We start from the raw sequence: 15,440 nt of genomic DNA, 5'->3' as shown, positions 1-15,440 counted from the left end.
ATCGCGGTCACCGCCGACCGACGCCCGAGATGAACAGGAAGACGCCATGCGCTGGACCGTGATCGAACATGCCGGCAGGCCGGTGACAACAGGCGCCTCGGCGCTGCTTGCAGCACCCGGAGGCACCATCGGACGCAGCCCCGACAACCACCTCGTGCTGCCCGACGAGCAGCGGCAGATCTCGCGCCTGCAGGCCACCGTGCGCTTCGACCAGGAGGGCGCTGTGGTGCTGCGCAACATGAGCGCGGTGCTGCCCATCAGCGTGAACGGCCGCACGCTGCAGCATGAGGAAGAGTCGCGCATTGCGGACGGGGACCGCGTGGTCATCGGGAGCTATGTGCTGGAGGCTGCGAGCGCCCAGCGTGCAGCAAACGTTCCCGTAAGGCCGCCTTCGCCACAGCCGATCGATGTGCCGGCGACGCTGCATCCGCCTGCGGTGCAGGCAATGCCGGCGAGTTCGTTGGATGCACTGCCGCAAGAGGCGCCCGTGTCCGACGTGTTCTCGGACCTGTTCGGCGCGGGCGCGCTGCCCATCGGTGACGCGCCGCCGACGACCGTGGCGATGCCTGCGCCCGCATCTGCTTCCGTCTCTGCAGCGACTCCCCTGCCCGCGCCGGCGCCGGCGCCGGCCTTTGCACCACAGCCCCGGGAACAGTTCGCAGCGCCTGTGGTCACGGCTGCACCAGCACCAGCACCAGCACCAGCACCATCGCCGTTCGCGAAGACGACTGCGCCCACCACATCGCAGATTCCATCCGCCGCCGATTGGGACGCCATCCTCGCGAACGCGCCTCGCCGCGTCGACAGCGCGCCGACGCCGATGCCCGACCCCTTGGTGCACGAGCCTTTCGAGCTGCCATCGCAGGCGCGAAGAAACCCCGTCGATCCGCTCGCTGAACTGAACCCGGGTGCAGCGAACGACATGTCCGACGTCGCGCTCAAGCGCGGCATGGACCCGCTCTCGTTCTTTGCGGCCGACAGCAACGCACCCTCGCCGCTCGCCGATCCGCGCCCCACGGCACTCACCCATGAAGACCCGCTCAGCGACAGGCACCCGGCCCTCGACCTGCTGGGCAAGCCGCCTGCTGCGCAGGGGTTCAACCACTCGAACCATGCGCGCGAAGTGGGGGCGCAATTCAGGCCGCCGAGTCCGGTGGCATTCGATGCGCCCGAGGTGAAGCCGGTGCACGCGGAGGTGAGCCCGTTACTTGAACCACTACCGCCGTCGCCACCTCCTCCTCCGCCGCCTCCTCCTCCTCAAGCAACATCGGCACCCGCGCCGGTTGCGGAGCCGGAAGCTCCCGCCGCCGCGCTACCGGTCACCGCCGCACCCGCGGAGGTCGTTCCGCCAGTCGAGGTCGTGTCATCGGAACCGGTCGAAGCCGAAGAGGCCCCGGCACCCACTGCGCTTTCGCCTTCGCCTCCCGCCGTGGCCGCGGCGCTCCCGCCCGCAGCGTCGTTGTCATCGCCCGCGTCTTCCGACGAACTCTTCAAGGCCTTTCTCGAAGGCGCCGGCGTGCCCGATGTCGCCGGCCAGCAGCCACTCGATGCGGAAGCCATGCGCCACCTCGGCCGGCTGATGCGCGCGTTCACCGACGGCACCATCGAGCTCTTGTCGTCGCGCGCGATGCTCAAGCGCGAGGTACGCGCCGAGATCACGATGATCGTGGACGAAGAGAACAACCCCTTCAAGATCCTGCCCAACGGCCGCGCCGTGCTGATGCAGATGTTCGGCGCGCGCATGCCCGGTTTTCTCACGCCCGAAGCCGCAGTGCACGATGCGCTCGGCGACCTGCAATCGCACCAGTTGGGCATGGTGGCCGGCATGCGCGCGGCGCTGCTCACCGTGCTGCAGCGCTTCGACCCCGCGACGCTGAGCCGCACCACACCGCACGACGGCAGCCTCGGCGAAAAGATGCTGCCCGGCGGGCGCGAGGCGCGCCTGTGGCGCCAGCTGCGGCAACTGCATGCGGAAACGGCCGCGGCCGTCGAAGACGACTTCCAGGCCGTCTTCGGCCGCGCTTTCCAGCAGGCCTACGACCGGGAGATGGAACGCCTGAAGGAAGCGCGCCGTGCTTGACGCCACCCGCGCCGCTTTCGCGGTTCCCATCTCGACCTCGCAGTTCTCCTGCGTGGGCGAGCGCTCCGGCAACCAGGACGCCATCGGCTACCACCTCGATGAGCACAATGCATGCTTCGTCGTGAGCGACGGCGTCGGCGGCCACGCGGGCGGCGAACTGGCCGCGCGCATCGCGGTGGACACCGCGCTCAACACTTTCGTGCGCAGTCCTTCTGTCGCGGCCGACGACATCCGCCATGCAGTGAAGGCGGCCAACGACGCCATCCTGGCGAGACAGCGCGAGCTCGCCGACCAGAGCCGCATGAGCGCGACCATCGTCTCGCTGTTCGTGGACCGTGCAAGCGGCCACGCCTCTTGGGCGCATGTGGGCGACAGCCGCCTCTACTGGTTCCGCCGCGGCGCGTTGATGCAGCGCACCGAAGACCACAGCCTGTCGGCGCGCTCGGGCGAAGCCGCAGCCGGCAGCGGCGCCAACGGCGGCGAGCGCCTGGTCAAGACCAACCTGCTGTACCGCGCGCTCGGTGCGCGCGCAACGGCCGAGACCACGGTGTCGGCATCGCAGCAATTGGCCGATGGCGATGCGTTCCTGCTGTGCACCGACGGACTCTGGCAATTGATCTCGCAGCAGGTGATGGAGCGTTCGCTGCAGCTGGCGGACAGCGCGGAGGAATGGCTTGCACTGCTGCGGCGCGCGGCCGAGGCGAAGGCGGACAAGGCGCGGGACAACTACTCGGCGTTGGCGGTGTGGGTGGGGTTTCCGCAGCAGGTGACGCTGGCGGGGGTGGCGCGGCCGTCCGCGGCGGCCGGCTGAAGCCGGCGCCGCGACGCGGGCTGCGGCAACTCCTCGCGCGGCGCTTCAGGCGCAGAGGTTCACGCAGGTCAGCTGCGGCGGCGTCGCCAGGATGCCGTTGACGTTGCCGCGGTTCTGCTTGGTGAAGCTCGTCACGCGCGTGGCCGGCGAACCCTTGATCAGGAAGGTGTTCGAGGCCGTGATCTTCTTCGACTGCCCCATGACGCTGGGCACGCGCACGCCCAGGCCGATCCCGGCGGTGTCGCCGAAGGTGAGCGGGATCTTGGTCTTCTTGTTGTGGGCCATCATGCAGGACCAGAAGATGTTCGGCACGTTGGGTATCGCCATCAGGCCCAGCCCGATGTCGATGTGGGGAATGGGCACGGCCGGCGTCTTGCAGACGTCGGGCACGCCGATGTCGAGGCTGGGACCTTGGGCGGCAAAGAACATGCGGGGCTCCTTCTGAAGAAAGTTTTCGGTTGAGTGACGCAGGTCAGCCCATGTGGATCTGCTTGGCATCCGCCTTGATCAGGTCCTGGGCCGTGACCACGGTGTTCCTGCCATGCACGCGCGCCATCTCGCTGGCCTTGTAGTCGATCTGGCCCGCATGCACCTGATCCACGCCCTCGGTCATGCGGAAGGCCGACTTGCTCAGTTGCACGAGGCGGTCGACGACGGCTTCGTAGACGCGGCCGACGATCCGCATGTTCAGCACCGTCGCGCGCGCCTCCACGCCCTGGTAACTCATGTGGCCGACCTGGCATTCGGCGGCCTGCGCGTTCAAGTGCAGTTGCGCGGTGTCCATGCGCAGCGCTTGCGGACCGCACAGTTGCAGCTCGGTGGCCCCTTGCAACCGGACCGCGCCGCGCTGCGAGGCAAGTGTGAGATCGCCGGCGACCTCGATGTGGGCGGCGCCGGCATCGGCCTGCTCGGCCACCGCGGTGAGGTACAGGCGCTGCGCGTCCGGGCCGCTGACGAGCACGGTGTCGCCGATCTCGGGCCGCAGCAGGCAGCTGGCGGCGCGCAGGCAGCGCAGCACGCGCCCGTCGCTGTCCACGCTGTGGATGCCGCCGGGCAGGATCGCCGTGACGATGCCCAGCGCATTGACCACGCCGCCTCCGGTTCCGGGCGCGGGCCTGGGCGCGGCGGCGGAAGAACTGCGGATGTCGCCGCGAGCGGCTGTCGCATCGGAAGCCGTGTTTCGGATCGTCATGGTCGGGAATCCTTTTCTGTGGCCGCGCCGGGCTCGCCGCGCCGCTGGGGTGGATCGCGATGGCTGGGCCGGCGCGCGGAATAGGCCTCGGCCTCGTACAGCGCCGCATCCTGGAGCAACAGGCCGCCGCGGTCGGAGAACTGCGTGCCCTCGAGCACGGCGCGGTGGACCTTGGTGCGCATCAGCATGGCACCGCGGAAGTCGGCGTCGCTCAGATCGGCGTAGGAGAAATCGGCATAGGCGAGGCGTGCGTCCGGGAACTTCGCGGCGTTGCAGCGTGCGCGGTGGAAGACGCATTGTTCCAACTGCGCCCCCGACAGGTCGGCGCCGTCCAGCCGTGCGTCGGCCCACACGCTCTGGAAGAAATGGCCGCCGTTGAAGGCCACGCCGCCCAGTTGCGCGCCCACGAACACGCTGTGCGCCGCGGCCGCGCGCCGGAACGACCCGCCCTCGATGCAGGCGCCCTTGAAATTGCACTGGCGCAGCGTGGCTTCGTCGAAGTCGCAGCCGGCGAGGTTGGCATCGGGAAACTGGCACAGCGTGAAAGTCTGCCCGCGGAACACCTGCCCCGACAGGTCGCACTCGGAAAAAATGCACTTCTCGAAGCTGCAGCGCGCGAACACCGCGGTGCGCAGGTCGGCCTGGTAGAAGGTTGCGCCATCGAGCGGCGCACCCGAAAAGTCCGTCCGGTCGAGCCGCGCCCCGTAGAACACCAGCATCTCGGACTTGACGTCGCGCAACGAGGTCCCGGCCAGGTCGCAATTGGAAATGCCGATCACATCGCCCTCGACGCCGTCGAAGCGCGCGTCGGCGAGCCGCGAGTCGTAGAAGCTGGTGCCATGCATGGTGGCGCCGGCCATCATGGCTGCGCAGGCGTCCACGCGATGGAAGTTGCAGCGGTCCAGCACGGCCCGCTCGAGCGTGGCGCCGCTCAGCCCGCAGGTTGCGAAGATACTGCCCTTGAGGTTGGCGCCCGACATGTTCGCGCCCGTGAAGTCGCTTTCGATGAACATGCCGCCCGACAGGTCGAGGCCGCGGAAATCCATGCCGGCCAGGTTCTGGTCGACGATTTCCTGTCCGCGCTTGACCATGGCCTGCACCTCCTTCGGCGTCATCGGGCGCCCTCTTGCACCTTGCGCCGCGGCACGGTGACCACGTTGACGGTGTAGGCCTCGTCAAAGCGTGTCGTGTCGTCGATCAGGCACCGGGACAGGTCGGCCTGGAACAGGTTGGCGCGATGGAAGTCGGCGGCCACGAGGATGGCCTTGCTGAAGTCGGCCTCGATCAGGCTCGCATCGACCAGCGAAGCAGCGGTGAGATCGGTGCGCACGAAATCGCAGCCATCGGCATTCGCGCCGCCGAGCCGGGCGCCGCGCATGGACGCGTCGGTGAAGTCGGTGTTGTCGAGCCTCGCATCGCGGAAGTCGGCCTCTTCGAGGCGGATCGACTGCAAGTTGCATTCGACCAGCGTGGCGCCTTGGAAGTCGGCCTTGCGCAGGTCGCTCGATCCCACGAAACAGGTCGCGACAAGGCGTGCGTCGGAAAAATCCATGGCGTCGGTGCAATCGGTATCGGTCCAGTCGCAAGTGTCGAGCGTTGCGCCGCGAAAGCGCAGTCCGCCCGCCTGGCATTCGATCCAGTCCACCTTGTGAAAGCTGGCCCCCTCGAAATCGAGGCCGTGAAGGCGGGAGCCCTCGGTGAAGCTCATGTTCCGCAGTTGCGCACGCTCGAAGCCGCAGTTCTCCCACACCACGCCTTCGGCTTCATGGAGATCGAAGAATGCGTCGGTGAACCTGCAGCCGCGCGCGGCCATGCCCTGGAGTTGCGTGGACTCGAAGCGCGCACCGCTGAAGTCCGAGTTCTCGCACTGCGCCAGGGACAGGTTCGCTTCCTTGAGGTTCACTTCCCGCATCGACGTACCCGCCAGGCGTGCGCGCGCGAGCAGCGCATCCGACAGGTCGCCGCCGTCGAGCCTGCTGCCGCTGAGGTCGGCGCACTCCAGCATCGCGCGGTGCCAGCATGCGCCGCGCAGGTCCATGCCCGCGAGATCCGCGCCCGTGAGATCCATGTCGGACAGGTTCCGCGCGCCGGCCATGCGACGCGCCACTTCCAGGCGCACCTCGACCGACCGCTCCTCGGACATCCTGTCCGCCGCATCCTGGTGATGCGCCGAGCGGCGGTAGTTCTCGAACAACTGGCTCGCGGCATCGTCATGAACCTTGCGCAACTGCGCGATCTGCTCGGGCGTCGGAGAAAACCCCTTGCCGTCGGACTGGGCGATGATGCTTTCGATGCGCGACCACCTGTCCACGGTCGGCGGCCCCTTCTGTGTCGACGATCCGGTCTGTTGCACCAGGTTCGAAGTGTCGAAACCCGCCTGGCGCGAATACACGGCGTTGGCCTTCGCAGCCTCGTCGAGCTCCCGACGCGCCGCCTCGATCTTCTGGCGGTGCTCCTCGATGAGCGCCTTGCGCTGGGCCATGTAGGCCGGCAGTTCCCGCAGGGTGGGCACCTTCTCCATGAGATCGACGGCCGGCGGCTCCTCCTGCACGGCCGAGCCGAGGCCCGAGGACCTGAACGCGACCTTCATGCGCTCACGCTCGTGTTCGACGCGCGCCTGCATGTTGCGCTGCATCGGCGATGGCTCGTATTGCGCGTCCAGTTCGGGCCACGGACCGATGATCGGCTCCGGCAACAGCAGATCGTCGCGCATGCCGTAGAGCGCGCGATCCTCCGACTCGCAGCGCAGCGCCAGCAGGTCCCGCCAGGCATCGAGCCCCTGGGGCGGCACGGCCGCCTCCTCCATGGCGATCATGGCGTGCGTGACGTCTGCCGCGTCGTCCTGCTCGACTTCCACGAAGCCGTGGTAGATCAGGCCCACGCGCTCCAGGTGCGGAAAGAACCAGACGGTGGTCAGGCGCATCGGTACGTCGTGCAGCGTGCCTTCGTCGAGCTTCACGCTGTTGATCGGGCCGCGCACGACGATGGCTCGGGCGCGCCAGTCGGGCAACCGGCCGTGCAACACCGTACGGTCGGGGTGCAGGTTCCACAGCTCGAACTCCGCGCCCGCGAGTTCACCGTCGTCGCGCCCGAACCATTGGTCCGGCGGCGCGACATTGAAGAAGGCCCAGTCCATGTCCTTCGCGTAGCCGGGATAGAGATGGTTCTGCCAATGCTCGTCGTACTGGCGCCCCAGCCGGTCCGCACGTGACGGCCGCGTGGCCTCGACAGGACCGAATCCCGCGGGCTGCACGGCCTGGTCGGGGCGATGCACGCGGGCGCGCGGGTCCTCGATGTTCGCGAGGCGCTGTACCTGAACGCCGCCGACCTGCTCCGGCGCATGCCCGATGCCCCCCGGGTTCTCGGCGAACCCCGGACCGCCGAAGGCATGGCCCCAGTCGATGCGCATCGATTCGTAGGGCTGCGGGGCGCTCGGCCTGCCATCGACCCAGAAGCGGTCGCCGAAGACCAGCAGGTCCTTCTGTCGTTTGCCGACGCGGACACGGACCGCGCATTGCGTCTTGTCCTGCTCCCGGCGGGTATGGGCCACGCCCGTGACGAGGAATTCCGGATGCAGCTTGGGCATGCCCTGGTCGAACGCACCGTCGATGCCGACCTCTTCGCCGAAGATCTTCCAGCACTCCGGCTCCGGGATGAGCCGGGCATCGCTGCCGAGGCGATCGGTCATCGCGATGGCGGTCACGGCCAGCCAGTGGCGTCCGTCGTTGGCGAAGGGCCGGGTCAGCATGCCCAGACGCAACGGTTTGATGATTTTCATGCGTCGATCGTGGAGGGAATTTCGAGCTGCGTGCGGTCGCGGTCCACCGCCACGCGCAGCGTCGGGTCCTTGGCGTAGACGATGGGCAGCGGGCGACCGCCCGAGAAGTTGGCCAGCAGTTCCTGGTCGATGAAGGTCCGCAGGGTCACGCGATGGTTCTCGCCGTCCGAATCCGTGAACGCGATCAGCAGTTCCGCGGCCGCCATGTTCGGCGAGTCTCCGCGCCAGGTCACGAGGCGGAAGCCGGGCCGGGCCAGGGCCAGGATCTGGGCCGTTGCGCGCGCGCCGTCGTGGCGCAGCGCTTCCCACTCCTCTTCCTCCCGGACATGCGCCTGCTTGGTCGCGCTGCCGGCGCGAAAGACCCGCGAGCTGCCGAAGGTCGACACCATCAGGACCGCGACGCCGAGGACGGCGACCGTTATTTCCATCCATCTCATGATCTGCATGCGCTGCGATTGCCTCCTGGTGGCTTCATTTCTCGACGTCGAGTGCACTCTTGACGTACTGCACCGCTCCGGCAGCGATCAATATGGGGTCGAGCCAGAAATGGTAGTGGCCGAGCTCCTGCCTGCTGATGGCCTGCACCCAGTTGACGGCCGAGATGTTCACGAACGCACTTCTCTGCAGCAGCGTGTTGCGCACCGCCAGCTGGATCTTGGTCGCGTAGGAGTCGGCCGAGGCCCCCACGAACAGCGCCTGGTGGCCGATGCCTTCCTTGACCGCATGGAGCCACCACTTGGCATCCACCGAGTTGACCGTCTTGACCGGCGTGTTCTCGACATCGACGCCGGTCACGTTGATCTTGAGGGTGCCTGGCACATTGATCGTATGGTTGCTGCCGGACAGATGAAGAACGGTCGGCGCGAAGATCACTTTCGGCCCGGTCACGGTGGTGAGTTTGGTTCCCTGCACCAACGTCATGTCGATCGCGTTCACTACTTCCACCCGGCCTGCCCCGGTGATGCGGATGTCCGCCCCGCTGACCAGGCGCAGCACGCTGCCATTGATCGTCACCAGCACTTCGCCGTTGATGGTCTCGGTCAGGCCGCCGGTGACCGTGCGCGTCTCCCCGCCGGTGATGGTCTCGGTCGCTCTGCCCGTGATCGTGCGTTCCTCGCCGCCCGTCACCGTCTCGGTCGCGCCGCCCGTCACCGTGCGCTCCTCGCCCCCGTCGATCGTCTCCACCGCCCCGGCGGTGATGTGCCGCTCTTCCCCCGACTCGTAGGTCGCCAACTCGTGCCCCTTGATCAGCGTGGTGCGCGTCTTGTCGGTCGTGTGCGTCTCGTCGCCTTCCACCTCCACGTCCAGGTTGCGCTCGGCGTGCAGCAGGATCTGCTCGGCGCCCATCTTGTCCTCGAACACGATGGCGTTCGCATTCGCGGGCGAGCCGCCCTTGGTCGAGCGCGAGACGATGCCGCTCTGGGTCGCCTCGCCCGGCAGATCGAACGGCGGCATCTGGTCCGCGTTGTAGACACGGCCGACGATGATGGGACGGTCGACACGGCCCGCGATGAAATCGACCACCACCTCCTGCCCGATGCGCGGCACGTGCACGGTGCCGTAGCCTTCGCCCGCCCAGGCCTGCGAGACGCGCACCCAGGCCGAGCTGTTCTCGTTGCGCTGGCCTTCGCGGTCCCAGTGGAACTGCAGCTTCACCCGCCCGTACTCGTCGGTCCAGATCTCCTCGCCCTCGGGACCGACCACCGTCGCGGTCTGCGGCCCGCTCGTGCGTGGCATCGGGGTCTGCCGCGGTGCGCGATACTGATCTTCCGCTGGCTGCGCGACGAAATCGAAACCGTACGTGCCCGGTGCGCCTCCCGTGGCGTAGCCGCCCTCGCGCAGCGAGTAGGCGACCGAAACGATCAGGTGCTCGCGGTTGTCGTCCCCGCGCGGCGCGTTGCGCATGTTGAACTTGGCGCCCGGCGCCATGCCGCGCACCGTGGCATGGCCGGAGCTGCGCGAGGCCAGCGACTGCGCTTCTTCCAGCCGCACGCGCGCATAGTGCTCGGCCTGTCCGGCGTCGACGTATTCCCCGAGCCACTCGTACGCGTCGTAGCCGGCGTTGTCGTGCGCGCGCGGCAGGCTGCGCGCGCCGCCGAGGTCGGCCTTGGGCGTGGTGAAGTTGAAATCGCCGACCGCGTAGCTTCCCGTGCGGACCTCCTCGGTCGCCTGCCAGTCGTCGATGACCTCCAGGTCCTCGCCGATGTCGCGGTCGGCCGCGAAGTAGTCGATGGTCTCGTAACCCGGCATCGGCTCGTGCGCGCCCGCATCGTCGGCCAGCACCAGCGTATGGCGGCCTTTCTCGTGCCTGAACCAGTAGTAGATGCCTTCCAGCTCCATCAGCCGGCTCACGAAATCGAGGTCGCTTTCGTTGTATTGCGCACAGTACTCCCACTGCCGGTAGCTGCCGCTCAGCTTCTTTTCGAACGCGAAGCCGTAGGCGCCGAACACGTCCTCGAGGATGTCCACGACCGACTTGTTCTGGAAGATCCTGCTGCCGCTGGAGAACGACAGGTACCAAAGCCAGGGGCGCAGCACGGCGCGGTAGATCGTGTAGCGCGAAGTGCCCCCTTCTCGCCCGACCTTCGAGAACCGCACCACCTGACCGTCGAGGAAGCGCGGGGCTCCGACTGCAGTCTTGATCTCCAGCGACAGCGGCTTTCCGAGCAGCGACTTCGGATCGATCGCCACGTCGGTGCTGAGCAGTTCGACCTCGAACTCGTAGGGCCGTGAAAGGCTCTCGATGCCTTGCATCGAGCGCAGCAGCAGTCGGTCTTCGCCCAGCGGAGTGTGGGTCTTCACGATGCGGTCCATGGGCTCGGAAACTCCTGGTGGGTGGATGTGCAGGGCCGGCCGCGATGCAGCAGGATCATTTCTTCTTCGTCATGTAGACGCACGACAGGTGCAGCTTGCAAACGCCGATGTTCAGTCCCTTCTTCTTCGAACTGCGCGCCGAGGTCTCGAACTTGATCGGCGCGTCGAGCAGGAAGGTCGTCGCCCTGTTGGTGAACCAGCCGTTGATCTGCGTGTTGATCGCGCAGGCCTGCAGCTTCATCCCATAGAAATCGGTCGCGAGAACGAGCGCCCGCACGGTCTGGTTGGACCACCGCAGGAAATTGCACTTGAGCCACGTCTCGTCGGACACGTTGAGGATCGTGTGGGGCGATCTGGTGATGCTCACCGTCGCGTCGATCGTGTAGGTGCTCGTGGTGTCGATGTGCTGCGTCGTGTGATAGGTGATCAGCGGCGCGACCACGATCTTCGGGCCGGTGACCATGGTGCAGTCGGTCCCGTTCACCTGCTTGATGTCCATCGCATTGACCGTCTCGATGCGCCCGCTGCAGGTGATGCGCAGATCCGAGCCGCTCAGCAGCCGGATGCTGTTGCCGTTGACCGTCAGTGTCACGCCGCCATTGACCGTCTCGGTCAGGCCGCCGGTGACCGTGCGCGTCTCCCCGCCGGTGATGGTCTCGGTCGCTCCGCCCGTGATCGTGCGTTCCTCGCCGCCCGTCACCGTCTCGGTCGCGCCGCCCGTCACCGTGCGCTCCTCGCCCCCGTCGATCGTCTCCACCGCCCCGGCGGTGATGTGCCGCTCTTCCCCCGACTCGTAGGTCGCCGACTCGTGCCCCTTGATCAGCGTGCTGCGCGTCTTGTCGGTCGTGTGCGTCTCGTCGCCTTCCACCTCCACGTCCAGGTTGCGCTCGGCGTGCAGCAGGATCTGCTCGGCGCCCATCTTGTCCTCGAACACGAAGGCGTTCGCGTTCGCGCCCGAGCCGCCCTTGCTCGAGCGCGTCACGATGCCGCTCTTGGTCGCCTCGCCCGGCAACGCGAACGGCGGCATCTGGTCCGCGTTGTACACCCGCCCCACGATCACCGGCCGGTCGACTCGCCCGCCGATGAAGTCCACCACCACCTCCTGGCCGATGCGCGGCGTGAACACGCCCCCGAAGCGCTCCCCGGCCCAGATGTGCGACACCCGCACGAAGCGCGAGCTGTTCTCGTTCTTCTGGCCGTAGCGGTCCCAGTGGAACTGCACCTTCACACGTCCGTACTCGTCGGTCCAGATCTCCTCGCCCTCGGGCCCCACCACCGTCGCCGTCTGCGGCCCGCTCGTGCGCGGCACCGGCGTTTGCCGCGGCGCCCTGAACGCCAGCGCGCTGGGCTGCACCATGAAGTCGAAGTTGTATTCGCCCCTGGCCGCCCCGCTCGCATAACCGCCTTCGCGCAGCGCATACGACACCGCCACCACCAGGTACTCTTGGTTGTCGTCCGAGCGCGGCGAGTTGCGCATCCTGAACGTGTACCCCGGCGCCATGCCGCGCACCGTCGAAGATCCGGCGCTGCGTTGCGCCAGCGCCTGCGACTCTTCCAGCCGCACCCGCGCATAGTGCTCGCCGTCGCCCGCGGCCGGGTAGTCCCCCAGCCACTCGTACATCTCGTAGCCGGCGTTGTCGTGCGCGCGCGGTTGGCTGCGAACGTTCACCAGGTCGCCCTTGGGCGTGGTGAAGTTGAAGTCGTCCACCGTGTAGCTGCCCGAGCGCACCTCCTCGCCGGGCTGCCAGTCGCGGATGACCTCCAGGTCCTCGCCGATGTCACGGTCGGCCGCGAAGTAGTCGATGGTCTCGTAGTCCGGCATCGGCTCGTGCGCACCCGCATCGTCGGCCAGCACCAGCGTGTGCTGGCCCTTCTCATGCCTGAACCAGTAGTAGATGCCTTCCAGCTCCATCAGCCGGCTCACGAACGCGAAGTCGCTCTCGTTGTACTGCACGCAGTACTCCCACGTGCGGTAGCTGCCGCCCAGCTTCTTCTCGAACGCGAAGCCGTAGTCGCCCAGCACCTCCTCCAGGATCTCCACCACGCTCTTGTTCTGGAAGATCTTGTTGTCGCTCGAGCGCATGAGGTACCACAGCCACGGCCGAACGCTCGCGCGGTACACCGTGTGGCGCGACGTGCCGCCCTCGCGCCCCACCATCGAGAAGCGCACCACCTGCCCGTTCAGGAACCGCGGCCGCGCACCCGCCGTGCGGATCTCCAGCGACAGCGGCTTGCCCAGCACCGACTTCAGGTCCAGCGCCGCGCTCGGACTCAGCAGGTCCACCTCCAGCTCGAACAGCTGCGACAGCCCTTCCGTGCCGCGCATCGAACGGAACTTCAGCTGCTCTTCACCCAGTGGCGTATGCGCCTTCACGATCCTGGTCATCACCGCCGTCCTTTTCAATTTACCTTGACAAAGATCGTTCCCTTGACCGCCCTCATTCCGTGGGTCTTTCGGTCGTCGATGAACTGCCGGAACTTCAACCAGCCGACCTGGTACTTGTTCATCGTCTGGATCTCGGTCTTCGCGGCGAGGTTGACGAAGATGCCATTGGCGGACAGGAACCACCTGCTCACCATCAGCTTCATGCCGTAGATGTCGAACGCCATGCCGTGCGTACCGCCCTGCCACACTTCGATGTCGTAGCGCGTCCAACGCCAGTGGCTGTGCTCCTGGATGTGGAGCGTCTGCGTGGGCTTGTTGTGGATCACCACCTTGGCGTTGACGATGTAGTTGACGGTGTTGATCGTGTAGGTGTCGGCGTAGTGGATGATGAATGGCGCGAACACGATCTTGGGGCCGGTCACGGTGGTGACGTTCGTTCCATTCACCACCTTGGTATCGATCGCGTTGATGATCTCGATACGCCCTGCGCCGACGATCCGGATTTCGGTGCCACTGAGGATCCGCACCACGGTGCCGTTCACTGTCAGTGTCACGCCGCCATTGACTGTCTCGATCAGGCCGCCGGTGACCGTGCGCGTCTCCCCGCCGATGATGGTTTCGGTCGCTCCGCCCGTGATCGTGCGTTCCTCGCCGCCCGTCACCGTCTCGGTCGCGCCGCCCGTCACCGTGCGCTCCTCGCCCCCGTCGATCGTCTCCACCGCCCCGGCGGTGATGTGCCGCTCTTCCCCCGACTCGTAGGTCGCCGACTCGTGCCCCTTGATCAGCGTGGTGCGCGTCTTGTCGGTCGTGTGCGTCTCGTCGCCTTCCACCTCCACGTCCAGGTTGCGCTCGGCGTGCAGCAGGATCTGCTCGGCGCCCATCTTGTCCTCGAACACGAAGGCGTTCGCGTTCGCGCCCGAGCCGCCCTTGCTCGAGCGCGTCACGATGCCGCTCTTGGTCGCCTCGCCCGGCAACGCGAACGGCGGCATCTGGTCCGCGTTGTACACCCGCCCCACGATCACCGGCCGGTCGACTCGCCCGCCGATGAAGTCCACCACCACCTCCTGGCCGATGCGCGGCGTGAACACGCCCCCGAAGCGCTCCCCGGCCCAGATGTGCGACACCCGCACGAAGCGCGAGCTGTTCTCGTTCTTCTGGCCGTAGCGGTCCCAGTGGAACTGCACCTTCACACGTCCGTACTCGTCGGTCCAGATCTCCTCGCCCTCGGGCCCCACCACCGTCGCCGTCTGCGGCCCGCTCGTGCGCGGCACCGGCGTTTGCCGCGGCGCCCTGAACGCCAGCGCGCTGGGCTGCACCATGAAGTCGAAGTTGTATTCGCCCCTGGCCGCCCCGCTCGCATAACCGCCTTCGCGCAGCGCATACGACACCGCCACCACCAGGTACTCTTGGTTGTCGTCCGAGCGCGGCGAGTTGCGCATCCTGAACGTGTACCCCGGCGCCATGCCGCGCACCGTCGAAGATCCGGCGCTGCGTTGCGCCAGCGCCTGCGACTCTTCCAGCCGCACCCGCGCATAGTGCTCGCCGTCGCCCGCGGCCGGGTAGTCCCCCAGCCACTCGTACATCTCGTAGCCGGCGTTGTCGTGCGCGCGCGGTTGGCTGCGAACGTTCACCAGGTCGCCCTTGGGCGTGGTGAAGTTGAAGTCGTCCACCGTGTAGCTGCCCGAGCGCACCTCCTCGCCGGGCTGCCAGTCGCGGATGACCTCCAGGTCCTCGCCGATGTCCCGGTCGGCCGCGAAGTAGTCGATGGTCTCGTAGTCCGGCATCGGCTCGTGCGCACCCGCATCGTCGGCCAGCACCAGCGTGTGCTGGCCCTTCTCATGCCTGAACCAGTAGTAGATGCCTTCCAGCTCCATCAGCCGGCTCACGAACGCGAAGTCGCTCTCGTTGTACTGCACGCAGTACTCCCACGTGCGATAGCTGCCGCCCAGCTTCTTCTCGAACGCGAAGCCGTAGTCGCCCAGCACCTCCTCCAGGATCTCCACCACGCTCTTGTTCTGGAAGATCTTGTTGTCGCTCGAGCGCATGAGGTACCACAGCCACGGCCGAACGCTCGCGCGGTACACCGTGTAGCGCGACGTGCCGCCCTCGCGCCCCACCATCGAGAAGCGCACCACCTGCCCGTTCAGGAACCGCGGCCGCGCACCCGCCGTGCGGATCTCCAGCGACAGCGGCTTGCCCAGCACCGACTTCAGGTCCAGCGCCGCGCTCGGACTCAGCAGGTCCACCTCCAGCTCGAACAGCTGCGACAGCCCTTCCGTGCCGCGCATCGAACGGAACTTCAGCTGCTCTTCACCCAGTGGCGTATGCGCCGTTACGACTCGCGCCATGAAAGATGTCTCCTTGATGCATTCTTTGCCT

10 protein-coding genes are annotated in these 15,440 nt (G+C 67.2%); 2 read left to right on the top strand and 8 right to left on the bottom strand.

Features of this window, described 5'->3' with window-relative positions; all coding sequences use genetic code 11:
- Positions 1-46: 46 nt before the first annotated feature.
- A complete protein-coding gene (gene tagH, locus VARPA_RS14555) occupies positions 47-2,080 on the top strand; it encodes a type VI secretion system-associated FHA domain protein TagH (RefSeq protein ID WP_013541335.1) in 2,034 nt (677 codons plus the stop codon).
- Positions 2,073-2,891 (top strand): PP2C family protein-serine/threonine phosphatase, encoded by an 819-nt coding sequence (locus VARPA_RS14550; RefSeq protein WP_013541334.1) that lies wholly within the window; start codon positions 2,073-2,075, stop codon positions 2,889-2,891. Before tagH ends, VARPA_RS14550 begins: the two co-directional genes overlap by 8 nt.
- A 45-nt stretch (positions 2,892-2,936) precedes the next feature.
- Here the strand turns inward: VARPA_RS14550 and VARPA_RS14545 are convergent, their stop codons facing one another.
- Genes VARPA_RS14545 through VARPA_RS14510 form a run of 8 tightly spaced genes read right to left on the bottom strand, consistent with a single transcriptional unit; the run spans position 2,937 to position 15,409 of the window.
- Entirely contained in the window at positions 2,937-3,320 is a 384-nt protein-coding gene (locus VARPA_RS14545) for a DUF4150 domain-containing protein (RefSeq protein ID WP_013541333.1), read from the bottom strand.
- Between the two features lie 43 nt (positions 3,321-3,363).
- Positions 3,364-4,083: a DUF3540 domain-containing protein gene (locus tag VARPA_RS14540; RefSeq protein ID WP_013541332.1), complete on the bottom strand. Its 720-nt coding sequence runs from the start codon at positions 4,081-4,083 to the stop codon at positions 3,364-3,366.
- Positions 4,080-5,198 carry a pentapeptide repeat-containing protein gene (locus VARPA_RS14535; protein WP_013541331.1) on the bottom strand — a complete coding sequence of 373 codons (1,119 nt, stop codon included), beginning with the start codon at positions 5,196-5,198 and terminating at the stop codon, positions 4,080-4,082. The genes VARPA_RS14540 and VARPA_RS14535 overlap by 4 nt, the downstream gene beginning before the upstream one ends.
- A complete protein-coding gene (locus VARPA_RS31835) occupies positions 5,195-7,861 on the bottom strand; it encodes a DUF2169 family type VI secretion system accessory protein (RefSeq protein WP_013541330.1) in 2,667 nt (888 codons plus the stop codon). Before VARPA_RS31835 ends, VARPA_RS14535 begins: the two co-directional genes overlap by 4 nt.
- Entirely contained in the window at positions 7,858-8,307 is a 450-nt protein-coding gene (locus tag VARPA_RS14525; protein ID WP_013541329.1) for a hypothetical protein, read from the bottom strand. Before VARPA_RS14525 ends, VARPA_RS31835 begins: the two co-directional genes overlap by 4 nt.
- Before the next feature lie 25 nt (positions 8,308-8,332).
- Positions 8,333-10,675, bottom strand: coding sequence for a type VI secretion system Vgr family protein (locus VARPA_RS14520; protein ID WP_013541328.1), 2,343 nt, complete (start codon positions 10,673-10,675; stop codon positions 8,333-8,335).
- Positions 10,676-10,730: 55 nt separating this feature from the next.
- The gene (locus VARPA_RS14515) at positions 10,731-13,061 is read right to left on the bottom strand and encodes a type VI secretion system Vgr family protein (protein ID WP_013541327.1); all 2,331 of its coding nucleotides are present in this window, start codon (positions 13,059-13,061) and stop codon (positions 10,731-10,733) included.
- 14 nt (positions 13,062-13,075) lie between these two features.
- Entirely contained in the window at positions 13,076-15,409 is a 2,334-nt protein-coding gene (locus VARPA_RS14510) for a type VI secretion system Vgr family protein (protein WP_013541326.1), read from the bottom strand.
- Positions 15,410-15,440: the final 31 nt, after the last annotated feature.

Origin of the sequence: Variovorax paradoxus EPS, assembly GCF_000184745.1 — a bacterium.
GTDB lineage: Bacteria > Pseudomonadota > Gammaproteobacteria > Burkholderiales > Burkholderiaceae_C > Variovorax > Variovorax paradoxus_C.
Note: the sequence above shows the minus strand (reverse complement) of the source record. Positions and strands in the feature narration are given on the sequence as shown.